Annotated in this window: 18 protein-coding genes and 1 riboswitch; of the genes, 6 read left to right on the top strand and 12 right to left on the bottom strand. The window is 73.0% G+C overall.

What is annotated here, in order from left to right; all coding sequences use genetic code 11:
* Positions 1-129: 129 nt before the first annotated feature.
* From cobM to G3I60_RS23490, 11 genes are all read right to left on the bottom strand, one after another.
* Entirely contained in the window at positions 130-930 is an 801-nt protein-coding gene (cobM, locus tag G3I60_RS23540; RefSeq protein ID WP_138355016.1) for a precorrin-4 C(11)-methyltransferase, read from the bottom strand.
* A complete protein-coding gene (cobI, locus tag G3I60_RS23535; protein ID WP_138355015.1) occupies positions 927-1,655 on the bottom strand; it encodes a precorrin-2 C(20)-methyltransferase in 729 nt (242 codons plus the stop codon). Before cobI ends, cobM begins: the two co-directional genes overlap by 4 nt.
* Positions 1,652-3,160, bottom strand: coding sequence for a cobyrinate a,c-diamide synthase (locus tag G3I60_RS23530; protein WP_343241585.1), 1,509 nt, complete (start codon positions 3,158-3,160; stop codon positions 1,652-1,654). The genes cobI and G3I60_RS23530 overlap by 4 nt, the downstream gene beginning before the upstream one ends.
* Complete coding sequence (gene cobO / locus G3I60_RS23525) at positions 3,157-3,753, bottom strand: cob(I)yrinic acid a,c-diamide adenosyltransferase (RefSeq protein WP_164296425.1); 597 nt, start codon at positions 3,751-3,753, stop codon at positions 3,157-3,159. The genes G3I60_RS23530 and cobO overlap by 4 nt, the downstream gene beginning before the upstream one ends.
* Positions 3,753-5,765: a putative cobaltochelatase gene (locus G3I60_RS23520; RefSeq protein ID WP_164607679.1), complete on the bottom strand. Its 2,013-nt coding sequence runs from the start codon at positions 5,763-5,765 to the stop codon at positions 3,753-3,755. Before G3I60_RS23520 ends, cobO begins: the two co-directional genes overlap by 1 nt.
* Positions 5,762-9,409, bottom strand: coding sequence for a cobaltochelatase subunit CobN (gene cobN / locus G3I60_RS23515; RefSeq protein ID WP_164607677.1), 3,648 nt, complete (start codon positions 9,407-9,409; stop codon positions 5,762-5,764). Before cobN ends, G3I60_RS23520 begins: the two co-directional genes overlap by 4 nt.
* Entirely contained in the window at positions 9,406-10,965 is a 1,560-nt protein-coding gene (locus tag G3I60_RS23510) for a cobyric acid synthase (protein WP_164296419.1), read from the bottom strand. Before G3I60_RS23510 ends, cobN begins: the two co-directional genes overlap by 4 nt.
* Positions 10,962-11,924, bottom strand: a complete 963-nt coding sequence (locus tag G3I60_RS23505; RefSeq protein ID WP_164607675.1) for a cobalamin biosynthesis protein — start codon at positions 11,922-11,924, stop codon at positions 10,962-10,964. Before G3I60_RS23505 ends, G3I60_RS23510 begins: the two co-directional genes overlap by 4 nt.
* A gap of 127 nt (positions 11,925-12,051) precedes the next feature.
* A riboswitch (cobalamin riboswitch) is annotated at positions 12,052-12,180 on the bottom strand.
* Positions 12,181-12,329: 149 nt separating this feature from the next.
* Complete coding sequence (locus tag G3I60_RS23500; protein ID WP_138355008.1) at positions 12,330-12,563, bottom strand: hypothetical protein; 234 nt, start codon at positions 12,561-12,563, stop codon at positions 12,330-12,332.
* 25 nt (positions 12,564-12,588) lie between these two features.
* Positions 12,589-13,833, bottom strand: coding sequence for an inorganic phosphate transporter (locus G3I60_RS23495; RefSeq protein WP_164299166.1), 1,245 nt, complete (start codon positions 13,831-13,833; stop codon positions 12,589-12,591).
* 189 nt (positions 13,834-14,022) lie between these two features.
* Positions 14,023-15,414 carry an FAD-binding oxidoreductase gene (locus tag G3I60_RS23490; protein ID WP_164299164.1) on the bottom strand — a complete coding sequence of 464 codons (1,392 nt, stop codon included), beginning with the start codon at positions 15,412-15,414 and terminating at the stop codon, positions 14,023-14,025.
* 116 nt (positions 15,415-15,530) lie between these two features.
* Between G3I60_RS23490 and G3I60_RS23485 the strand changes: the two genes are divergently transcribed.
* The 3 genes from G3I60_RS23485 (at position 15,531) to G3I60_RS23475 (ending at position 18,854) form a co-directional block, all read left to right on the top strand.
* Positions 15,531-16,178 carry a class II aldolase/adducin family protein gene (locus G3I60_RS23485; protein ID WP_239070150.1) on the top strand — a complete coding sequence of 216 codons (648 nt, stop codon included), beginning with the start codon at positions 15,531-15,533 and terminating at the stop codon, positions 16,176-16,178.
* 82 nt (positions 16,179-16,260) lie between these two features.
* Positions 16,261-17,376 (top strand): alpha/beta hydrolase, encoded by a 1,116-nt coding sequence (locus tag G3I60_RS23480; protein WP_164299162.1) that lies wholly within the window; start codon positions 16,261-16,263, stop codon positions 17,374-17,376.
* Positions 17,377-17,465: 89 nt separating this feature from the next.
* Positions 17,466-18,854: a hypothetical protein gene (locus tag G3I60_RS23475; protein ID WP_343241876.1), complete on the top strand. Its 1,389-nt coding sequence runs from the start codon at positions 17,466-17,468 to the stop codon at positions 18,852-18,854.
* An 86-nt stretch (positions 18,855-18,940) separates the two neighbouring features.
* Here the strand turns inward: G3I60_RS23475 and G3I60_RS23470 are convergent, their stop codons facing one another.
* Positions 18,941-19,858 (bottom strand): neutral zinc metallopeptidase, encoded by a 918-nt coding sequence (locus tag G3I60_RS23470; protein WP_138355004.1) that lies wholly within the window; start codon positions 19,856-19,858, stop codon positions 18,941-18,943.
* A gap of 346 nt (positions 19,859-20,204) precedes the next feature.
* On the opposite strand from G3I60_RS23470, the gene G3I60_RS23465 reads away from it, so the two are divergent.
* From G3I60_RS23465 to G3I60_RS23455, 3 genes are all read left to right on the top strand, one after another.
* Positions 20,205-21,803, top strand: a complete 1,599-nt coding sequence (locus G3I60_RS23465; RefSeq protein ID WP_138355003.1) for an ABC-F family ATP-binding cassette domain-containing protein — start codon at positions 20,205-20,207, stop codon at positions 21,801-21,803.
* Positions 21,804-22,195: 392 nt separating this feature from the next.
* The gene (locus G3I60_RS23460; protein WP_187144825.1) at positions 22,196-22,420 is read left to right on the top strand and encodes a helix-turn-helix domain-containing protein; all 225 of its coding nucleotides are present in this window, start codon (positions 22,196-22,198) and stop codon (positions 22,418-22,420) included.
* 116 nt (positions 22,421-22,536) lie between these two features.
* Complete coding sequence (locus G3I60_RS23455; RefSeq protein ID WP_164299158.1) at positions 22,537-23,328, top strand: enoyl-CoA hydratase/isomerase family protein; 792 nt, start codon at positions 22,537-22,539, stop codon at positions 23,326-23,328.
* The last annotated feature ends 30 nt before the right edge of the window (positions 23,329-23,358 follow it).

Raw genomic sequence — 23,358 nt, 5'->3', positions numbered from 1 at the left:
CCGGGCGCGGGCGTGCCGGCGGTACGCGGCAGCTCCGGCTCGCGCGGGCCGGGCTGGGCGTACTGCTCGTACGGCGTCCGGCTCAAGGCCGTCCCTTCCTTCCGGGGTCGTGTCGCTGGTGGGGGCGGCTTACGCCTTGGACTCGCGCAACGCGCGCCGGGCCACCGGGTCCGCCCTGCGGAAACCGTGGAAGTGGCCCGGGTGGTACAGGTGCGAGCGGGTGCCGGACGCCGCGAGCGCCGGGCCGACGAGGAAGAGCGTGTGCTTCCAGAGCTTGTGCTCCTTGACCGTCTCCTCCAGCGTCGCGATCGTGCAGCGCAGCACGAGCTCCTCCGGCCAGGTCGCCTGATAGGCGATCACGACCGGCGTCTCCGTCGGATAGCCGCCCTCCAGCAGCTCCGTGACCAGCTGGCCCGACCGGGCGGCCGACAGGAACAGCGCCATCGTCGTGCCGTGCCGGGCGAACTCCCGTACCTCCTCGCCCGGCGGCATCGGCGTCTTGCCGCCGCCCAGCCGGGTCAGGATCACGGACTGCGCGACCTCGGGGATCGTCAGCTCGCGCTGCGCGATGGCCGCGACCGCGGAGAAGGACGAGACACCCGGGATGATCTCGACCTCGATGCCGAGCGTGTCGCACCGGTCGACCTGCTCCTGCGTACCGCCCCACAGGGCCGGGTCGCCGGAGTGGATCCGCGCCACCTTCAGGTCCTCGGCCTGCGCCCGCTCGTAGACCGCAACGACGTCCTCCAGCGACATCGTCGCCGAGTCCAGGATCTCCGCGCCCTCACGGGCGTGCTCCAGCACCTCCGCCTGCACCAGGCTCGCCGCCCAGATGACGATGTCCGCGGCCGCGATGGCGCGGGCCGCCCGGAACGTCAGCAGGTCGGCGGCGCCGGGCCCCGCCCCCACGATGGTCACCTTGCCGGTCACAGCTTGCCTCCACGGGTGTCCCGGCGGGCGGGAGCGATCAGTGTCGAGAGATAGGGGAGCGGGCCTTCGAGCAGCTCGGAGGCGGGGCGGATGGACTCCTCGGGCAACCCGAGCGCGGAACCCCACACGGCGCCCTCGGTCCTGCCGGTCTCCCGCAGCGCGGTCGCGACCTCCGCCGCCAGCCGGCCGAACTTGTACGCCACGACGGTGCCCGGCCCCTCCAGGGCCTCCTTCAGCACCGCCGACCCGGCCGTGACGGGCACGAGCGTCAGCGGCTCGGTCCCCTCGGCCAGCACGGCACCGCTGCGCGCGGCGAGGTCCTGCATCGCGGTGATGCCGGGGACGGTCTCGACGGCGACGCCGTCGACCAGCTCCCCGACGGTCAGCGCGAGATACGTGAACGTCGAGTAGACGTTGGGGTCGCCGATCGTCGCGAACGCCACCGTGCCGTGCGTCCGCAGCAGTTCGGCCACCTGCTCGCCCGCCGCGTCCCACGCGGCCTCACGCCGTGCCCGGTCGGTCCGCTCGTTCAGCGCGAACACGATCCGTACGATCTTCTCCTGCTCCACATAGTGCAGCACCGTCGCCTCAGCCCTGCCGCGTTCGAGGGTGTCCATCACGGGGACGACCACGACCGCCGCCGCCCGCAGGGCGTTCACACCCTTGACGGTCACCAGCTCCGGATCGCCGGGGCCCACCCCGACCCCGATCAGCCGCCCGCTCATTCGGAACACCTCTCCACCAGTCTTCGGGCCACGCTCGGAACGGCGGCCCAGTGCACATGCAGATACGAGGCGTGCACGCCCCCGTGGACGAATCCTTCGACACGGCGCTCCGGCCGCGTCACCCCCCACGCGGGCGTGGCGCCCGCGCCCGGTTCGATGACCGTGCGGTGGAACTCATGCCCGCGCACGCGGGTGCCGGCCTCCGCCAGCACGCTGTCCGAGACCGCCACCGCCTCGCGGTACCCGAGGGTCAGCCGCTCCGACATCCGCGCGGTCGCGTCGAGCACGCCGCACATCGGCCTCCCGTCCAGCTCCCGCGCCAGGTAGAGCAGGCCAGCGCACTCGGCGGCGACCGGCGCCCCGGAGGCCGCCAGTTCCGCCACGGCCTTGCGCAGCGGCTCGTTCGCCGACAGTTCCGGCGCGTAGACCTCCGGGAAGCCACCGCCTATCACCAGCGCGGCGGTGTCGGAGGGGAGTTGCTCGTCGCGGAGCGGGTCGAAGGTCACGACCTGGGCTCCGGCCGCCGTCAGCAGTTCCGCGTGCTCCGCGTACGAGAACGTGAACGCGGGCCCGCCCGCGACCGCAACCACCGGGGCTTCGCCCCGGACCTGGTCCAGGTGCGGGCCGCTGGCCCGGTTGTGCCCACCCTCCCCCAACCTTCGGCCGGGAGGTGCCCCCATCTCGCTTCGCTCGCCCTGCGGAACGCCTGCCCACAACTCGGGGAATCCGGGGGGCGGAGCCCCCTGGTTTCGGGAAGGGGCGGGGCGGGGGAAGAGCCCCGCAGGGTTCCACGGGGCGGCGTTCAGGGGCGGGGCGCCGCGCGCCAGGCTCAGCAGGGCTTCCAGGTCGCAACCGGCACGGACCTGGGCGGCCATTGCGCGCACCGCGCCGACCGCGTCGGCGCTGCGTTCGGCGACCGGCACCAGTCCCAGGTGCCGGGAGGGGACGCTGACCTGTTCGGTGCGGCGCAGGGCGCCGAGAACCGGCACGCCGGACTCGTCCAGCGCCTCGCGGAGCAGAGCTTCGTGGCGGTCGGAAGCGACCTTGTTGAGGATGACGCCCGCGACCCGTACCTCCGGGTCCCAGGACGCGAAGCCGTGCACCAGCGCGGCTACGGACCGGGACTGCGACGAGGCGTCGACGACCAGCACCACCGGGGCGCGCAGCAGCTTCGCCACCTGGGCGGTCGACGCCAGTTCGCCCTGCCCCGCGGCCCCGTCGTACAGGCCCATGACGCCCTCGACGACCGCCAGATCCGCCCCGGCCGCACCGTGCAGGAAGAGCGGGGCGATCAGTTCGGGGCCGCACATGAAGGCGTCGAGATTCCGGCCCGGGCGGCCGGTGGCGAGCGCGTGGTAGCCCGGGTCGATGTAGTCCGGGCCGACCTTGTGCGGGGACACGGCGAGGCCGGCCCCGGTGAAGGCCGCCATCAGCCCGGTGGCCACGGTGGTCTTGCCGCTGCCCGAGGAGGGCGCGGCGATGACCAGACGGGGGAGGGACGTCACCACTCGATGCCCCTCTGGCCCTTCTGGCCCGCGTCCATCGGGTGCTTGACCTTCGTCATGTCGGTGACGAGGTCGGCGGCCTCGACCAGCTTCTCCGGCGCGTTGCGGCCGGTGATGATCACATGCTGGGTGCCGGGGCGGTCGTTGAGGACCTGGATCACCTCGTCGATGTCCACCCAGCCCCAGTGGATCGGGTACGCGAACTCGTCCAGCACGTACAGCTGGTACGTCTCGGCGGCCAGGTCCCGCTTGACCTGCTCCCAGCCCTCCTTGGCCGCTTCCTCGCTGTCGGCGATGTCGCGCTGCACCCAGGACCAGCCCTCGCCCATCTTGTGCCAGGAGACGGTGCCGCCCTCGCCGGAGTCGCCGAGGACCCGCAGCGCCCGCTCCTCGCCGACCTTCCACTTCGCCGACTTGACGAACTGGAACACCCCGATCGGCCACCCCTGGTTCCATGCGCGCAGCGCGAGCCCGAAGGCGGCCGTCGACTTCCCCTTGCCGATGCCGGTGTGCACGATGGTCAGCGGCCGGTTGCGGCGCTGGCGCGTCGTGAGCCCGTCGTCCGGCACGCTGCTCGGCTGTCCCTGCGGCATTACGCGGCCCTCCGCACATCACGTACGAGCGCGGACACGGTGTCCGCGCGCAGTTCCTCCAGCGTCACGGCGGTCCCGGCGAGGTCGAGCGCCAGCGCGCCCGCCAGGCCGAGCCGCACGGGACCCGACTCGCAGTCGACGACGACCGACGCCACGCCCTCGGCGTTCAGCAGCCGCGCCGCCCGCGAGGCCAGCTGTACGGGCTCGGGTCCGCCGGTCGCCCGGCCGTCCGTCACCACGACCAGCAGCGGCCGGCGGGACGCGTCCCGCAGCCGCTCGATCCGCAGCACCTCGCGCGCCTTCAGCAGCCCGGCCGCCAGCGGCGTCCGGCCGCCCGTCGGCAGCACCTGCAGCCGCGCCGCGCCCGCCTCGACCGACGACGTCGGGGGCAGCGCCAGTTCGGCGTCCGCGCCGCGGAAGGTGATCATCCCGATCTTGTCGCGCCGCTGGTACGCGTCCATCAGCAGCGACAGGACGGCGCCCTTGACGGCGGTCATGCGTTGCCGGGCGGCCATGGAGCCGGAGGCGTCGACGACGAACAGCACCAGATTCGACTCCTTCCCCTCCCGCACCGCCTGCCGCAGATCGTCCTTCCGGATCACCAGACCGGGACCGCTGCGCCCGCGGGCTCGCTGGTGCGGGGCCGCCGCGTGCACCGTCGCCGCCAGATGCAGCTTCGTCAACTGGCCCTGCGGCCGCCGCGCGCTGGTCGTCCTGCCGTGCGCGGTCCGCGCCCGCGACCGGCGGCCGGCCGCGCCCTCGCCCATACCGGGGATGGTGAACGCCTTGGTCTTGAACGGCTCGCCCGCCGGCGCGGCACTCTGCTCGCCACCGCCCGACGCCCCGCCCTGCTGCTGACCGGCGGACTCGTCGGGTGCGGGAGTCTCCTCCGGACTCTCCTCGGGCCTGTCCTGCGGTCCGTCGTCAGGACCACCCTCCGGCGGCTGTCCGCCGCCGTCGTCGGGGCCGTCCGGATCCGGGTCGTCCTCCGGGTCCGGGCCGCCGCTGTTCTGCTCCAGCGTGTCGTCGAGCTTCGACTCGTCGAGGCCCGGCGCGTCGAAGGGGTTGCGGCGGCGCCGGTGCGGCAGCGCCAGCAGCGCCGCCTGCCGGACGTCCTCCGCGATGACCTCGGTCCGCCCGTCCCACGCGGCCAGCGCGGTCGCGGTACGCGCCATCACGATGTCCGCGCGCATCCCGTCGACCTCGAACGCCGCGCAGGTCGCGGCGATCTGCCGCAGCGCCCGGTCCCCGAGCACCACGGACGGCAGCAGCGCCCGCGCCGCCACTATCCGCGCCCGCAGCGCGTCCTCGTCGCCCGACCACTTCCCGGCGAACGCCGCCGGGTCCTCGTCGTACGCGAGCCGGCGCCGTACGACCTCGACGCGCTCGTCCGTCTCGCGGGACGCCGCGACCTCCACCGTCAGCCCGAACCGGTCGAGGAGCTGCGGGCGCAGCTCGCCCTCCTCCGGGTTCATGGTGCCGACGAGCAGGAAGCGGGCCGCGTGCCGTACGGAGACGCCCTCGCGCTCGACGTAGGAGGCGCCCATGGCGGCGGCGTCCAGCAGCAGGTCGACCAAGTGGTCGTGCAGCAGGTTCACTTCGTCGACGTAGAGCACGCCCCGGTGCGCGTCGGCCAGCAGCCCCGGCTCGAACGACTTCTTGCCCTCGGACAGCGCCCGCTCGATGTCCAGCGAACCGACCAGCCGGTCCTCAGAGGCACCCACCGGCAGCTCCACCATCCGCGCGGCGCGGGCGGTGCCCGCGCCGACCGCGTGCGGGCCGTCCGGGCACGCCGGGTCCGGCGCCGCCGGATCGCACGAGAACCGGCACCCGCCGACGACGGCGACGTCCGGCAGCAGCGAGGAGAGCGCCCGCACCGCCGTCGACTTGGCGGTGCCCTTCTCGCCGCGCACGAGCACACCGCCGACCGCCGGCGATACGGCGTTCAGCAGCAGCGCGAGCCGCAGGTCGGTCATCCCGACGATCGCGGTGAACGGATAGGGGGTGCTCATGAGTCGCCTTCCAGGTCGCCTTCGAGCTGCAGATAGATCTCGCGGAGCTGGTTCAGGGTCTCCGGGTCGGGCTCGGCCCACAGACCTCGGTCGGCGGCCTCCAGCAGCCGTTCGCTGATGCCGCGCAGCGCCCAGGGGTTGGACTTCTTCATGAAGTCCTGGTTCTCCTTGTCGAACACGTACTCCGCCGCGAGCCGCTGGTACATCCAGTCGTCCACGACGCCGGCCGTCGCGTCGTACCCGAAGAGGTAGTCGACGGTCGCGGCCATCTCGAAGGCGCCCTTGTAGCCGTGCCGGCGCATGGCCGCCATCCAGCGGGGGTTGACCACGCGGGCGCGGAAGACGCGGTGCGTCTCCTCGCCCAGGGTGCGGGTCTTGACCTGGTCGGTGGTGGCGCTGTCGCCGACGTAGGCGGCGGGGGAGACACCCGTCAGGTGGCGGGTCATCGCCACCATGCCGCCGTGGTACTGGAAGTAGTCGTCGGCGTCGACGATGTCGTGCTCGCGGGTGTCGACGTTCTTCGCGGCGACCTGGATCCGGCGGAACGCCTGCTCCATGTCCCCGCGCGCCGCACGGCCGCCCAGGCCGCGCCCGTACGCGTAGCCGCCCCAGACCGCGTAGACCTCGGCGAGGTCGGCGTCCGAGCGCCAGTTGCGGGCGTCGATCAGCGGCAGCAGGCCGGCCCCGTAGGCGCCCGGCTTGGAGCCGAAGATGCGGGCCGTGGCACGGCGGCGGTCGCCGTGTTCTGCCGTGTCCTCGTCGGCGTGGGCGCGGACGTAGTTGGACTCGGCGGGCTCGTCGAGTTCCGCGACGGCCTGGACGGCGTCGTCGAGGAGCTGGATGACGTGTGGGAAGGCGTCGCGGAAGAAGCCGGAGATGCGGACCGTCACATCGATGCGCGGGCGGCCCAGCTCCTCCAGGCCCACCACCTCGAACCCGGTGACGCGGCGTGAGGCGTCGTCCCAGACCGGGCGGCAGCCCAGCAGGGCGAGGATCTCCGCGATGTCGTCGCCCTGGGTGCGCATGCACGACGTGCCCCACACCGTCAGGCCGACGGACTTCGGGTACGCGCCGGTGTCGGCGAGGTGCCGCTCCAGCAGCGAGTCGGCCAGCGCCGTGCCGACGTCCCAGGCGAGCCGGGACGGGATGGCCTTCGGGTCGACGGAGTAGAAGTTGCGGCCGGTCGGCAGGACGTTGACCAGGCCGCGGGTCGGGGACCCGGACGGGCCGGCCGGTACGTAGCCGCCGCGCAGCGCCCGCAGGATGTTGTCGATCTCGTCGGTGGTGCGCTCCAGCCGGGGCACGACCTCCTCGGCGGCGAACTCCAGGATCCGCACGGCGTCCCGGACGGGCGAGCCGAGCACCTCCGTCACGATCCCGGGGGCCGCGGCCCGGCTCCAGCCGGACTCCTCCATCGCCCCGGCCAGCCGGCGCGCGAGTGTCTCCAGCAGGTCGACGGCGTCGGCAGCCGTTCGCGCCGGCCCGTCGGCCAGCGCGGTCAGTGAGGCCGGCACCGCGAGCCGGGCGCCGGGTTCGGCCAGCAGCGCCTTCTCGTCGAGGCCGAACGCCTCGGCCATCGCGGCCCGCAGACCCGGCAGCGCGGCGCCGACGCCGCCCCACACCTGGGAGGAGCGCAGGATGGCCAGGACCAGGTTGACGCGGGCCTCGCCGACGGGGCCGCCGCCGAGGATGTGCAGCCCGTCGCGGATCTGCACGTCCTTGATCTCGCAGAGCCAGCCGTCGATGTGCATGACGAACTCGTCGAAGGCGTCCTCGTCGGGCTGGTCGTCGACGTGCAGGTCGTGATGGAGCTCGGCGGCCCGCACCAGCGTCCAGATCTGGCTGCGGACGGCCGGGGTCTTCGTCGGGTCCAGGTCCGAGACGAGCGCGTACTCGTCGAGGAGCTGTTCCAGCTTGGCGAGGTCGCCGTAGGTGTCGGCGCGTGCCATCGGCGGCACCAGGTGGTCGACGACGGTGGCGTGGCCGCGCCGCTTGGCCTGCGTGCCCTCACCCGGGTCGTTGACGATGAACGGGTAGACGAGCGGCAGTTCGCCCAGCACCGCGTCCGGCGCGCAGCCCGCCGACAGGCCGAGGCCCTTGCCGGGCAGCCACTCCATGGTGCCGTGCTTGCCCATGTGGACGATGGCGTCGGCGCCGAACGTGTTGTCGAGCCAGCGGTAGGCCGCCATGTAGTGGTGCGACGGCGGCATGTCCGGGTCGTGGTAGATCGCGATCGGGTTCTCCCCGAAACCGCGCGGCGGCTGGATCATGACCACGACGTTCCCGAACTGCAGGGACGCCAGGACGATGTCGTCGCCGTCGAGGTAGAGGGTGCCCGGCGGCTCTCCCCAGTGCTCCAGCATCCCCGCGCGCAGCTCGGGGTCGAGCGTCGCGAACCACCGCTGGTAGTCGGCGAGCGGAACCCGGGCCGGGGCGGCGGACAACTGCTCCTCGGTGAGCCACTCGACGTCGTGGCCGCCGGCGGCGATCAGCCGGTGGATCAGCTCGTCGCCGTTGTCCGGGTACCCGTCGACGGCGTATCCGGCGCCGCGCAGCGCGTCCAGCAGGCCGACGGCCGAGGCGGGGGTGTCGAGGCCGACCGCGTTGCCGACCCGCGAGTGCTTGGTGGGGTACGCGGTGAAGACGACCGCGAGCTTCTTCTCCGGGTTCGGCTTGTGCTTGAGCGCGGCGTGCCGGACCGCGATCCCGGCGACGCGCGCGGCGCGTTCGGGGTCGGCGACGTACACCGGGACATCGCCCTCGCCGGTCTCCTTGAAGGAGAACGGGACGGTGATCAGCCGGCCGTCGAACTCCGGGATCGCCACCTGCATCGCCGCGTCCATCGGCGACAGCGCCGCGTCGGAGGCCGCCCAGGCCGCGCGGGACGAGGTCAGGCACAGGCCCTGGAGGACCGGGATGTCCAGATCGGCGAGCGCGCCGATGTCCCAGGCCTCGTCGTCCCCGCCCGCCGAGGCGTCGGAGGCGCGGGTGCCGCCGGACGCCAGGACGGTCGCGACCAGTGCGTCGGCCCGGCCCAGCAGTGCGTACAGGCCGGCGTCCGCGCCGCGCAGCGTCCCGCAGTACACGGGCAGCGCGTTGGCGCCCTTCGCCTCGATCGCGGCGCACAGCGTGTCCACGAAGCCGGTGTTCCCGGACAGTTCGTGGGCGCGGTAGAAGAGCACCCCGACGGTCGGGCGGCCCTCGGTGAACGGGTACGCGCCGTGCGTCCCGTACTGCGGCATGGTGGCCGGGGGTTCGAAGCCCTCACCGGTCAGCAGCACCGTGTCCGACAGGAAGCGGGCCAGCTCCACCAGGTTCGCCGAGCCGCCCTCGACCAGATAGCGCAGCGCCTCCGCGACGACGCCCGCCGGAACCGAGGACTCCGCCATCAATTCGGCGTCCGGCACCGACTCCCCGCCGAGCAGCACCGTCGGGATGCCGGACGTGCGCAGCGCGGCGAGTCCGTCCTCCCAGGCGCGCTTGCCGCCGAGCAGCCGCACGACGGCGATGTCCGCGCCCTCGGTCAGCGCGGCCAGGTCGCCGGGGCCGACCCGGGTCGGGTTGCCGATCCGGTAGTCCGCACCGGAGGCGCGGGCCGCCAGCAGGTCGGTGTCGGCGGTGGACAGCAGCAGAACGGTGGTCACGGTGCCCCCGGAGCAAGGAAGGGTAGGCCGGCGGGTGCGCCGTCCTCGATGAGCCGCATGAGCGCGGCGGTGTCCGCGTGTTCTTCGATCAGGTCGCCGAGGCGGTCGAGCTGTTCCTCGCGCAGCGCCCCGAAGGAGGTGCCGGGTGCGGGGACGAAGCGCCGGCCGGCCTGTTCGGCGATCCGGCGCAGGAAGGCGCGGCGGAAGCCGTCGCTCTCCAGCGAGCCGTGCCAGTGGGTGCCCCAGACGGCGCCCGACCGGCAGCCGTCCAGTGCCCGACCGTCGTCGCCGGTCATGAACGGCCCGTCGCCGCCGAGCACTTCCGCGACCCCGTGGTGGATCTCGTACCCCTCGACCGGTTCGCCGAGCGCCTCGCCGACCGGCCGGGCCAGGGTCTTCTCCGCCGCGAACCGGACGCGGACGGGCAGCAGTCCGAGCCCGTCCACCCGGCCGGCGCGCGACTCGATCTCGTCCTCGATCGTCCCGCCGAGGATCTGGTAGCCGCCGCAGATGCCCAGCACCGGACGGCCCTCCGCGGCCCGCCGGACGATCGCGTCGGCGAGCCCGCGCTCGCGCAGCCAGGCCAGCGCCCTGACAGTGCCCCGGGTGCCGGGCAGCACCACCAGGTCGGCGTCGGCGAGTTCCTGCGGCCGGTCGACGAAGCGCACGACGACGCCCGGCTCGGCGGCCAGCGCGTCGACGTCGGTGAAGTTCGACATCAGCGGCACGGCGACGACCGCGACCCGCAGGATGTCCTCGCCGTGCGGCGGGGTGACGACGGACTCCCGTACGGCGCCGCGCATCGAGACCCGCAGCCCGTCCTCCTCGTCGATGCCCAGCCCGTGCGCGAACGGCAGCACGCCGTACACCGACCGGCCGGTCAGCCCGCGCAGCATGTCCAGGCCCGGCTCCAGCAGCGAGACGTCGCCGCGGAACTTGTTGACGAGGTAGCCGCAGACCAGTTCCTGGTCCTCGGGGCTGAGCAGCGCCGTCGTGCCGAAGAACGAGGCGAAGACGCCGCCCCGGTCGATGTCGCCGACCACCACGACCGGCAGCCGTGCCGCGCGGGCCAGGCCCATGTTCACGATGTCGTTGTGCCGCAGGTTGATCTCGGCCGGACTGCCCGCCCCTTCACAGATCACCGCGTCATACGTGCCCCGCAGTTCGGCCAGGCACTCCACCACGACGGGGAGCAGCGTGGACTGTTTCCCACCGTGGTAACCGCGGGCGCTCATCTCTCCCACCGGCTTGCCGAGCAGCACCACCTGGCTGCTGCTGTCGCTGCCGGGCTTGAGCAGCACCGGGTTCATCAGCGCCGTCGGCTCGACCCGCGCCGCCTGCGCCTGCATGGCCTGCGCCCGCCCGATCTCCGCGCCCTCGCGCGTCACGAACGAGTTCAGCGACATGTTCTGCGCCTTGAAGGGCGCGACCTTCACACCCTGCCGGACCAGCCAGCGGCAGATGCCCGCCGTGACGACGCTCTTGCCCGCGTCGGACGTGGTCCCGGCGACCAACAGCCCTCCGCCGGTGCGGCTCGCGCCGCGCGTACTGCTCATCGGGTTCCCTTCTCGGTGGATGCCGACAGCGCGGTGACGGCCAGCCGCCCGCCGGCGCAGACCGCCAGCGCCAGCACGCCGACGCGGCGCGAGAGCCGTACGGCGCGGGCGATGTCGGCGACCTCGGGCGGCCGGTTGCCGGCGCCCAGCACGGCGCGGTGCTCCACGCGGCCGGCGTAGGCGAGGGTGCCGCCGAGCCGGACGCCCAGCGCGCCCGCGAAGGAGGCTTCCACCGGGCCGGCGTTGGGGCTGGGGTGGCCTGCGGCGTCACGGCGCCAGGCGCGCAGCGCGCCGCGCGGATCGGGTCCCGCGAGCGTGGCGAGGACGGCGGTCAGCCGGGCGCCGGGCCAGCCGGCGACGTCGTCGAGGCGGGCGGAGGCCCAGCCGAACCGGCGGTAGCGCGGCGACGTGTGGCCGGCCATCGCGTCCAGGGTGTTGACGGCGCGGAAGCCGACGAGCCCCGGGACACCGGCGGCCGCGCCCCACACCAGGGCGCCGACGACCGCGTCCGAGGTGTTCTCGGCCACGGATTCCACGACGGCCCGTGCGATCTGCGCGGCGTCCAGGGCCTGCGGGTCGCGGCCGCACAGGTTCGGCAGCCGTTCACGGGCCGCTGCGAGGTCGCCCGCCTCCAGCGCCGCGGCGACGGCCAGCGCTTCACGGCCCAGCGAGGTGCCGCCCAGCACCGACCAGGTGGCGGCCGCGGTCAGGGCGACGGTGGCGGTGGGGGAGGAACGGACGGTCCGTGCGGCCAGCGCGGCGGCGGCGGTCGCGCCGCCCCCGCACAGCGCGGTGTACAGCGCGCCGTGGCCGCGGTGGTCGCGCCACAGCCGGCGTTCGGCGGCGGCCGCGGCGCGGCCGAACACGGCGACCGGGTGGCCGCGGCGTGGATCGCCCGCGATCAGGTCGCCGAGATGGCCGAGGGCGGCGCCGCACGCGAAGGCGTGTCCGGCTCGCACGGCGTCAGCCCGCCGTCACGCCTCGACGGGACAGGGCCTGGGGATCCGGTGGAGTACGACGGCGGCCGGGCATGGCAGGAGTCCTCACTCAGGGTCCGCGCCCTGGTTCGACGTGACCGGCGGTTGAGAGTCTCCTGGCTCCCGGATCCGCGCACCCCGGACCGTCCGGCCGATCGCTCTGGCCTGACGTTCGGGTTGGGGTGCACTCCCCGGTGACAGTGGCGGGACCGCGCCGGATTCACACCGGACTTCCTCTCCTACCGCCGTATGGCACCGGGCAGTCCACCACGTGCCGCGAACCCCGTCAACTCGCTGTTGACCTGCGACGGAAGATGTGCGAAGGCCCACACCCGCGGGTTCGCGGATGCGGGCCTGCGCCGTCGGCGCGCCGTGCGTCGCAGAGGATCAGGCGACGATCAGGAAGATGCCGTACGCCACCGCCGCCGCGCAGAGCGCGAAGCACGCGTAGGCGCCGGTCCGGGTCAGGACGGCGGAACCGCCGGAGACGGCCGCTCCGTCCGTGCCGGACTCGCGCTTGGCGAGTCCGACGATGCCGAGGGTGAAGACGCCCACCAGCCCGATGGTCACCGCGAGGGTGACGCCGAGGACGGTACCGAGGGCCTGCCAGTCGATCTGCATGGTGCTGATTCCTTCCGGGCCGGGATCAGGCCGTGGCCGGTGCGGCGTCGGCGGGGGAGGCGACGGCCGCGGGAGCCGGGATGGTCGCGGCGAGCGGGGCGACCGGTCCGGCGGGCGGCGGGCTGACGGCCGCGATGGCGGCGGTGACCGCACCCTGCGACTCGACCGGGAGCTCGTTGACGTTGCTGTGGTCGATCGGCTTGCGGCGCGAGGCGAGCCAGATCACGGTGCAGGCGGCGAGCGCCAGGACGGCGACCCCGGCGATGCCCCACGTGCCCTGGTCGGCCAGCAGTGCGGCCCCTGCGGCCACCAGGCCGGCGGCGGGCAGCGTCAGGCCCCACGCGGCGACCATGCGGCCCGCGGTGCTCCAGCGGACCACCGCGCCCTTGCGGCCGACACCGGAGCCCATCACGGAGCCCGAGCAGACCTGGGTGGTGGAGAGCGCGAAGCCGAGGTGCGAGGAGGCCAGGATGGTGGCCGCGGCGCCGGTCTGGGCGGCGAAGCCCTGCGGTGCCTCGATGTCGGTGAGGCCCTTGCCCATCGTGCGGATGATGCGCCAGCCGCCGAGGTAGGTGCCGAGCGCGATGGCGGTGCCGGCCGAGACGATGACCCACATCGGCGGGTCGGCGTGCGGGGCGACGACTCCGCCGGTGATCAGCGCGAGGGTGATGACGCCCATCGTCTTCTGTGCGTCGTTGGTGCCGTGCGCGAGCGAGACCAGGCCGGCCGAGGCGATCTGCCCGGCCCGGTAGCCCTTGGCGGTTGCCTTCGGGTCGCTGTTGCGGCCGATCCGGTAGGTGAGCTTGGTGGCGAGCATCGCCGCCAGGCCCGCGACGACCGGGGCGGCGAGCGCCGGGATCAGGACCTTCATGACGACCTTGTCGCCGTTGACGCCATGGGCGCCGACGGAGACCAGGGTCGCGCCGATGAGGCCGCCGAACAGTGCGTGGGAGGAGCTGGACGGGAGCCCGGCCAGCCAGGTCAGCATGTTCCAGACGATGGCGCCGACCAGACCCGCGAAGATGACTTCCGGTCGGATCCCCGCGCTCTCGTCGATGATGCCGCCGGAGATGGTCTTGGCGACTTCCACGGACAGGAAGGCGCCGAGGAGGTTCAGCACGGCGGACATGGCCACCGCCGTCTTGGGCTTGAGCGCGCCGGTGGAGATGGTGGTGGCCATCGCGTTGGCGGTGTCGTGGAAACCGTTCGTGAAATCAAACACGAGAGCGGTCACGATCACGATTCCGATCAGGAGCGTGATGTGTTCCATTTACCCAGGCAATCGTTTGATCGGACAGTGGCGGTGGCGACCGTACGGAGCCTGAGTGAACGGAAGGTTAACTGGCGGCGGCCGCATGGTGCCGGTGCCCGCGGACCGGATTCTTCAGGCCATGCCGGGTGTTGGGGCGACTGCGCTGCCGCCGGGGACCCGGCCCGGCACCGCCCCCCGGAATTCATTTCAGTGCCGCCCGGAGATCCGGTCCGCGACGCGTGCCACCGGGTCCGTTTCGCTGCTGCGCCCGGACAGCTCACGGCGGTCCGCGCCGCGGTAGGCCGCGTACATTCCGTGCACCCCGATCCAGCGGAACGGCTCAGGCTCCCAGCGCCGCACCCGGTGGCCCACCCAGGGCAGCGCGGTCAGTTCGGTGCCGTGCCCCTGACCCGAGTCCAGCTGCACCAGATCACGCAGCGTGCGCGCCGCCAGGTTCGCCGTCGCGACGCCGCTGCCGACGTAGCCGCCCGCCCAGCCGAGCCCGGTGGCCCGGTCCAGCTCCACGCTGGCACACCAGTCGCGCGGCACGCCCAGCACCCCTGACCAGGCATGTTCGATCGCCACCCCGGCGGTAGCGGGGAAGAAGCGGACCAGGATCTCGCGCAGCGCCTCGACCGTGGCCGGCTGCGTCCGCCCGTCGTTGTCCGTCCGCGAACCGAAGCGGTACGGCACCCCGCGGCCGCCCAGCGCGATCCGGTCGTCGGCCGTGCGCTGCGCGTACATGTACGCGTGCGCCATGTCGCCGAGCGTCTCGCGGCCCTCCCAGCCGACGGTGTCCCACACCTGCCGCGGCAGCGGCTCGGTGGCGATCATCGAGGAGTTCATCGGCAGCCAGGACCGCTTCTGCCCCTTGAGCGAGGCCGTGAAGCCCTCCGTGCAGCGCAGCACGTACGGGGCGCGCACCGTTCCGTACGGGGTGATCGCGTGTTTCGGCTTGATCTCGGTCACCGTGGTGGACTCGTGGATCACCACGCCCAGCGCCTCGACGGCCTTCGCCAGCCCCTGCAGAAGCTTCACCGGATGTATACGGGCGCCGTGCGGCGTCCAGGTGCCGCCGGAGGTCCCGGCGACCCGGATCCGCTCCGCGGACTCGCCCGCGCCCAGCAGCAGCCGGTCCTTCTCGCCGAAGGCCACCTCCGCCGCGTGGAACGCCTTCAGCCGGGCGAGCTGCGCGGGGGAGTGCGCGACCTCCAGCACCCCGCCCTTGACGATGTCGGCGTCGATGCCCTCCTCGGCGGCGATCCGCACCACCTCGTCGACCGTCTCGTTCATCGCGTGCTGCAGCGCGACCGCGGCCTCATGGCCGTGCAGCTTCGCGTACCGGTCGCGGCCCGCGATGCCGTTGTACAGCCAGCCGCCGTTGCGCCCCGACGCCCCGTAGCCGCAGAACTTCTGCTCCAGCACCGTGATCCGCAGGAACGGCACGGCCTTCTTGAGGTAGTAGGCGGTCCACAGGCCCGTGTAGCCGCCACCGACGATGCAGACGTCCGCGGTCGTGTCACCCGGCAGTGGCTCGCGCGGCACGGGTACGCCGGTCTGCGAGTACCAGAAGGAGATGCCGCCGTTGACGGTGGTCATGATGCCCCTGCAATCCGTGATGCGATCCGGTGGGCCGTGGTGTGCGGCCGGTGGTGTGCGGGACGGTACTGCGCCCCGCGAGGACGCGGCAACGCCCAACCTGTAAGGATCGACGGATGCGCGATGCCATGGAGAAAGCCTGGTCGGAGCTGGTCGCCACGGCCCGGCGCAGTGTCACGGACGGCCTGGTGGTCGGTACGTCCGGCAATGTCTCGGTCCGGGTGGGCGATCTGGTGCTGGTGACGCCGACCGGCGTCCCGTACGACCGGCTCGGCCCCGTCGACGCGGTCGCCGTCGATCTGGACGGCCGGCAGGTCGCCGGACGGCTGCGCCCCACCAGCGAGCTGCCGATGCACCTGGCCGTCTACCGCGGCACGGGTGCGCGGGCCATCGTGCACACCCACGCGGTGCACGCCACGGCCGTCTCGACCCTGGTGGACGAACTTCCGGCGATCCACTACATGGCGGCCGCGATGGGCGGCCGGATCCGGGTCGCGGACTACGCCCCTTACGGCACGGACGAACTGGCCGCGCAGGTGCTGCGGGCACTGCGCGACCGCAGCGCGTGCCTGATGCGCAACCACGGCACGCTCGTGTACGGCGCCACACTCGATCAAGCGTACGACCGTACGGCGCAGCTGGAGTGGATGTGCCAGGTCTGGCTCACCGCCCGCTCGGTCCCCGGACTGACCCCCGCCCTGCTGTCGGACGCCGAGCTGGACGACGCGGGCGGGCGGCTGCGCGGCTACGGCCAGCCCGGCTGACACCGCCCGGCCGGAACCGCCGGTGACCCGGCCGGCCGCTGTCCACTGGCCGCATCGCGCCGCCCCGCCGACACTGGAACCGATGCGTATACGAACCGTGGCGGCCGTGGCCGCCACCACCGTGCTCGGTGCCGGCGCGGCCGCTGTGGCGGCCGGACGGTACGTGTCCGACCTCGCCCTCAAACCGTCCACCGACGGCCCGGAACCGGACGAGCGGGTCACCGTCCACGCCACCGCGCCCGGCCAGGTCAGCATGACCCGCGCCCTGGCCTCCCTGCGGCCGGGCGTCTACGGGCTGTCCGGCGACGGCCTGCACGCCGCGGTCGGCGAGGTGCTGTGGACGACACCGGACACGGTGGCCCGGCGCCTGGACCGCGTCTACAGCGGCGCCCTCGACCCCGGCACCATGGTCCGGATGACGGCCCAGGTCCACGCGGGCGACCCGCGCAGCGCCCTCGGTCTGGACTACGCCGAGGTGCTGGTGCCCGGCGAACTCGGTCCCCTGCCCGCCTGGTTCGTGCCCGGGGCCCGCTCGACGTGGGTGATCACCGTGCACGGCCTCGGCGCGACCCGTGAACTTCCGCTCAACGTCCTGCCGGCCCTGCACGGCCACCGTTTCCCGGTGCTCGACCTCGCCTACCGCAACGATCCCGGCGCCCCGCCCTCACCGGACGGCCTCGGACACCTCGGCGACACCGAATGGCGCGACCTCGACGCGGCGATGAAGTACGCCGCGGAGTACGGCGCCGAGCGGTTCGTCCTCTACGGGTGGTCGACGGGCGCCACGATGGCGCTGCGGGCCGCCGACCACTCGGCGCTCCGGGGCCGGATCAGCGGGCTGATCCTCGATTCACCCGTCCTGGACTGGAAATCGACCGTGCGCGCCGCGGCGTTTTCCCACGGCGTGCCGGGAGCGCTCGTACCGCTCGGGGTGCGCGCCGCGGAGGGCCGCACCGGGCTGCATGCGGAACGCATCGCGGACGCCGCGGACCCCGCCCGGCTGAGCGTTCCCGCACTGGTCGTGCACGGCCCGGACGACACCCTCTCGTCCTGGTCAGGATCGCGCCAACTCGCTGCGAGGCGACCGGATCTGGTCACGCTCCACACCGTCCCCGGCGCCTCCCACAGCGCTATGTGGAACGTCGACCCGGCGTCGTACGAAGAGGCCCTGCGACGCTTCCTGACGCCTCTGATGTAGCGCTCGGCACGGAGCCGGGAGCGCAGCGTGAGGGGCGCCGCCCCGGAGCGCGTTTGGGATTCTGGGGCCTCACCCGGGACACTGCTCCAGTGACGTCCCGTACTTCGCGAGACACGCCGCTCCGCCTTGTCCCCCGACGACCCTCCCTGGCCTTCGCGGTGGGGGGCTCCGCCGCCCGCCCCACGGCGACAGCGCGGCGCTCCCGCCCGCCGCGGCCGCCCGAGGGCACCCCCGCGCTGTCCGAGCTCGCCCGCCAGGCGCGCGCCGAACTCGCCGACACGGTCCGCCTCGCGCGGTGGGCCGAAGCGGGACCCGGTACCGCAGGTCCGACCGGGATACTTCCGGACGCCGACGTCCAGCAGGCAGCCGCCGCGCTGGAGTTGACGGAACGGCAGATCCGGTCCGGCTGGGACCGGGCCCGGCTCGCGGGCCTGATCGAACTCCATCAGGGCGCCGCCCGCCCCGGCTGGCGGCTGCGCGCCTGGGACCGCGACAACACCGCGGTGCTGCGCGGCTGGGTCGCGCTCTTCGACGCCTGGTCCCTCGCGCATCCGCCCGGCGACCCCGCCGAGGCGGATCCCTCGCTGGTGGCCGAGGTCGTCGAGGCCACCCCCCAGCTGCTGTCCTTCCTGCACCTCTCCTCGGGCCCGGTACCGGTCGACACCCTGCTGGACCTGCTGCGCCAACGGGTCGCGGAACTGCGGACCGAACGGCACGAGCCGCCCGCCGACGGCGCCCACGACCCGTTGCCCGCGCTCCTGAACTGGGTGCTCGACGCGGTCGCCGGGGTCGGGGCGCTGTATCCGCGCGACGCCTGCTCCGACACCCAGGAGGCCGCGCTCACCCCGCTCGGCAACTGGGCGGTCTGGGTCAAGCTGGAACAGATCTGTGTGGCCGCCCAGGGCCCGGCCGGCCATATCGAGCAGTCCGCGGAGAAGATGCTGCGCGCCTGCGCTCGGCTCTCCCCGGGCCCGGCCCGCGCCGAGTACCGCGCCTGGCTCGCCGCCCGGCCCGTCGGCCTGGCCGTCGCCGAACTGCTGGAGACCGCCCGAGGTGAGGACGCGCTGCTGCGCGGTCTGGCCTTCGAGGCGCTCCGGGTGGTCGGCGCGCCCGCCGAGCCCGCCGTCCGCGCCTCCTCCGAGGAGCCGACGCTGCGCCCGTACGCGCTGCTGTGGCTGGCCGAGCAGGACGGCGGTGACCCCGAGGCCGTCGCGGGGCTGCTGACCCGCGAGGAGACCGCCTGGCTGTGGGTGGACACCGCCGCGGCCGTCGCCGACCACGGCGAGGGGCAGCTGCTGGTCAGCCATCTCGACGCGGCGGTGGAGGGCTCGGTGCGGTCGCTCCTGGTGGAGATCCGCGGCGCGGGGCACCCCCGTACCGTCCAGGTGCTCGTGGCGCTGGCCGCCGCGCACCCGGACCCCGCGGTCGCCAAGGCTGTCCGCCGGGCCGCCTTCCAGGTGCACACCGGCGGCGTCTGACCGCTCGGGCACCGGGGACGACGACGATCGGCGACGGCCCGGCGGGAACACCCGCCGGGCCGTCGCCGTCCCTCCCTGCTGAGGGGCTATCCGAACGTGTCGCAGCGCGCCGGGTCACCGGTCTGCAGACCGGTGGTGAACCACTGCTGGCGCTGCGCCGACGAGCCGTGTGTCCAGTTGTCCGGGGTCACCCGACCCTGCGCGCGGGACTGGATCGCGTCGTCGCCGACCGCGGCCGCCGCGTCCAGGCCGCGGGCGATGTCGTCCGCCGTCACGGCGGTGATCAGCGGTCTGCCGGTGGCCGGGTTGATGGTCATGGTGGCGTTCTTCGACCACAGGCCCGCGTAGCAGTCCGCCTGCAGCTCGACCCGTACCGACTTGCTGGTGGCCCCGGTGCGCCCGTCCTGGGCGGCGCGCAGCGTCCCCAGCAGGTTCTGCACATGGTGCCCGTACTCGTGGGCGACGACGTAGCTCTCCGCGAACGGCCCGCCCTCGGCGCCGAACTGGCTCTGCAGCGTGGCGAAGAAGTTCAGGTCGATGTAGACCTTGCGGTCGACGGGGCAGTAGAACGGTCCGGTCCGCGGATCGGCGACGCCGCAGCCGGTGCGCATCGGCCGGTCGAAGAAGACGGTCGGCGCCGGCTGATAGGTGCCGCCACGCTGCCGGAACTCGTTCGTCCAGTACGCCTGGACGCTGTTGACCACCGCGACGATCCGGCACTGCCCCTGGGTGTTGGCGTCCCGGCCGGTCGCGCAGGTCTGCGCCAGATCGGCGGCCGCGCCGGTGCGCGGCGCGGTGTCCGTGGCGCTGCCGGACAGGCCCATCTGGTTGGGGCTGATGCCCAGGACGATCCCGATGACGACCACGATCAGGCCGACGATGCCGCCGCCGACCACTTTGCCGCTGGGAGCGCCACCACCGAACGGTCCGCCGCCGGACGAGCCGCCACCGCGCTGGTCCTGCACCTGTGACGTGTCCAGTTTCGCGTTGTCGTCGAACTGCATACGACGAGTATGGGTGATTTGCCCCACCCCGGCGCCCCAGGACCGAACGGGCGAAGCCCGCCCCGGCCCGCCCGTGTCGCCCGGCCGCCCTCCCGCGTGGTTCCCAGGAGCTCCGCGGTCGTCGTCGCCCAGCCGTGCGCGGATCCGCACACGGCCTGGACGGGTCAGCTGATCGCGGTCGACGGCCTCGGGCGCGTAGCACCTCATCGCACTCCCCTGGGCAACAACCGGCTTGCCACACCCCGGTAGACTGGCCTGTATGGCAGTCCCTCTCGTTCATTAGCCGGCGGCGTACGACCTCCCCCGCGCCCCTTTCTGTCGTTCGCCATGCCCTGGAGCTTTTCCCGTGATTACTGCCACTGGCCTCGAGCTGCGTGCTGGAGCCCGCATCCTCATCGAGTCCGCTTCCTTCCGTATCGCCAAGGGCGACCGCATCGGCCTCGTCGGCCGCAACGGCGCCGGCAAGACCACCCTCACCAAGGTCCTCGCCGGTGAGGGCCAGCCCGCCGGCGGCACCGTGACCCGGTCCGGCGAGGTCGGCTACCTCCCGCAGGACCCGCGCACCGGCGACCTGGAGACCCTCGCCCGCGACCGCATCCTCTCCGCCCGCGACCTGGACTCCGTCCTGCGCAAGATGCGGGAGAACGAGGAGCGGATGGCGAACGGCAAGGGCGCCACCCGCGAGAAGGCGATGCGGAAGTACTCCAACCTGGAGACCGAGTTCCTCACCAAGGGCGGCTACGCGGCCGAGGCCGAGGCGTCCACCATCGCCGCCGCCCTCGGACTGCCCGACCGGGTGCTCGGCCAGCCGCTGTCCACCCTGTCCGGCGGCCAGCGCCGCCGGGTGGAGCTGGCCCGGATCCTGTTCTCCGACGCCGACACCCTGCTGCTCGACGAGCCGACGAACCACCTGGACGCGGACTCCATCGTCTGGCTGCGCGACTACCTCAAGACGTACCGCGGCGGCTTCATCGTGATCTCCCACGACATCCAGCTCGTGGAGACGGTCGTCAACAAGGTCTTCTACCTGGACGCCAACCGCACCCAGATCGACGTCTACAACATGGGCTGGAAGCTCTACCAGGCCCAGCGCGAGGCCGACGAGAAGCGCCGCAAGCGCGAGCGCAGCAACGCCGAGAAGAAGGCCGCGTCGCTCAACTCGCAGGCCGACAAGATGCGCGCCAAGGCCACCAAGACGGTCGCCGCGCAGAACATGGCCAAGCGCGCGGACCGGCTGCTGGCGGGCCTCGACGCCGTCCGCGTCTCGGACAAGGTCGCCAAGCTCCGCTTCCCGGACCCCGCGCCCTGCGGCAAGACCCCGCTGATGGCGACCGGGCTCTCCAAGTCGTACGGCTCGCTGGAGATCTTCACCGACGTCGACCTGGCCATCGACCGCGGCTCCCGGGTCGTCATCCTCGGCCTCAACGGCGCCGGCAAGACCACGCTGCTGCGCCTGCTGGCGGGCGTCGAGACGCCCGACACCGGGAAGGTCGAGCCGGGCCACGGCCTCAAGCTCGGCTACTACGCCCAGGAGCACGAGACCCTGGACCCGGAGCGCACGGTCCTGGAGAACATGCGCTCGGCCGCCCCGGACACCGACCTGGTCGAGATCCGCAAGATCCTCGGCTCGTTCCTGTTCTCCGGCGACGACGTCAACAAGCCGGCCGGCGTCCTGTCGGGCGGTGAGAAGACCCGGCTGGCGCTCGCCTCGCTGGTGGTCTCCAGCGCCAACGTGCTGCTGCTCGACGAGCCCACCAACAACCTCGACCCGGCCAGCCGCGAGGAGATCCTCGGCGCGCTGCACACCTTCAGTGGCGCCGTCGTCCTGGTGACGCACGACGAGGGCGCGGTGCACGCACTGGCCCCCGAGAAGATCATCCTGCTGCCCGACGGTGTCGAGGACCTGTGGGGCGAGGACTACGCGGATCTGGTCTCGCTGGCCTGACCGCCGCGCCGCCCCGACCCGCCGGCCCGTCCGGCCGACCCGCCTGATCACTTCGCAGTGGATCATTCGGCCTACGGGTGATCCATCATCTGTGTGAGACGAGCTCATACCGCGCCACCCGGTGGCGCGGTATGACCGCCGCCCTGAGTCGATCAGTGGCGTGACGTCGGGAAACTCCTTACCGACCATGGATGACCTGCCGCTTTTCGCGGCGCCCGGACAACTGTCCGGAAAGCGCCGGACGAAATCGGGGATCTTCGTGCGCCACCCGGCCGCCGGAAAAAGGTCCCCGGTTCAAATGTTGTCGTACGGACCTTGCCGAATGGGTGGCCAGGAAGGCGCCTAGGGGTGATCATGAGAGTCCAGAGCGCACTTCCCTAGAGGAGGCACGGGTGGCCGAGACTCTGAAGAAGGGCAGCCGGGTAACCGGCGCCGCGCGCGAGAAGCTCGCGGCAGACCTGAAGAAGAAGTACGACTCCGGTGCGAGCATCCGGGCGTTGGCCGAAGAAACCGGCCGCTCCTATGGATTCGTGCACCGGATGCTCAGCGAGTCCGGCGTGACCTTGCGCGGTCGCGGCGGTGCAACACGAGGTAAGTCGAAGGCCGCTACGGCCTGACGGGCAGGGCATCTCCCACGACCCGGATTCCCCAGCGTGCCCACCCGGTCGACGACTGTGTCGACCCCGTGGTTACTCTTCGGTAATCAATTCCGCGGTTCGCTCGGAGGTGCCCGATGCCCGACCCCACCGTGCTGCTCGAGCGTGACGGAGTGCGGCTCACCGCCGACGACTCCGTCGCGACCGTCACACTGTGCAATCCGGCCAAACGCAATGCCCAGTCGCCCGCCCTGTGGCGGGCCCTGGTCGAAGCAGGCCGGCTCCTGCCGGGCAGCGTGCGCGTTGTCGTGCTCCGCGGCGAAGGCCAGTCCTTCTCCGCGGGGCTCGACCGGCAGGCCTTCACGCCCGAGGGCTTCGACGGCGAGCCGTCGTTCATCGACCTCGCGCGCGGTTCCGACAAGAAGCTCGACGCGACGATCGCCGAGTACCAGGACGCGTTCACCTGGTGGCGGCGCAGCGACATCGTGACCATCGCCGCCGTACAGGGCCATGCGATCGGTGCGGGCTTCCAGCTCGCTCTCGCCTGCGATCTGCGGGTGTGCGCGGACGACGCGCAGTTCGCCATGCGCGAGACCAGCCTCGGACTGGTGCCCGACCTCGGTGGCACCAAGCCGCTGGTCGACCTCGTCGGCTATGCGCGGGCCCTGGAGATCTGCGCCACCGGGCGGTTCGTGCACGGGTCGGAGGCCGAGCGCCTCGGCCTCGCCAACCTGGTCGTCCCGGTCGCCGAACTGGACGCCACGGTCCAGGACCTCGCCGGGGCGCTGCTCGCCGCGCCGCGTGACGCCGTCATCGAGACCAAGGCCCTGCTGCGGGGCGCCGTCGACCGCCACTACGAGGAGCAGCGCCCCGCCGAGCGCGCCGCCCAGGCCCGCCGGCTGCGCGACCTCGCCGGCGTCGGCGAGTAACTCCGCCCGGCAGCCCCGTTCGATCGGCGT

The organism is Streptomyces sp. SID13666, from assembly GCF_010548325.1.
GTDB lineage: Bacteria > Actinomycetota > Actinomycetes > Streptomycetales > Streptomycetaceae > Actinacidiphila > Actinacidiphila fildesensis.
The sequence above is the reverse complement of the archived record's forward strand: the minus strand, read 5'-3'. Positions and strand labels throughout refer to the sequence as shown.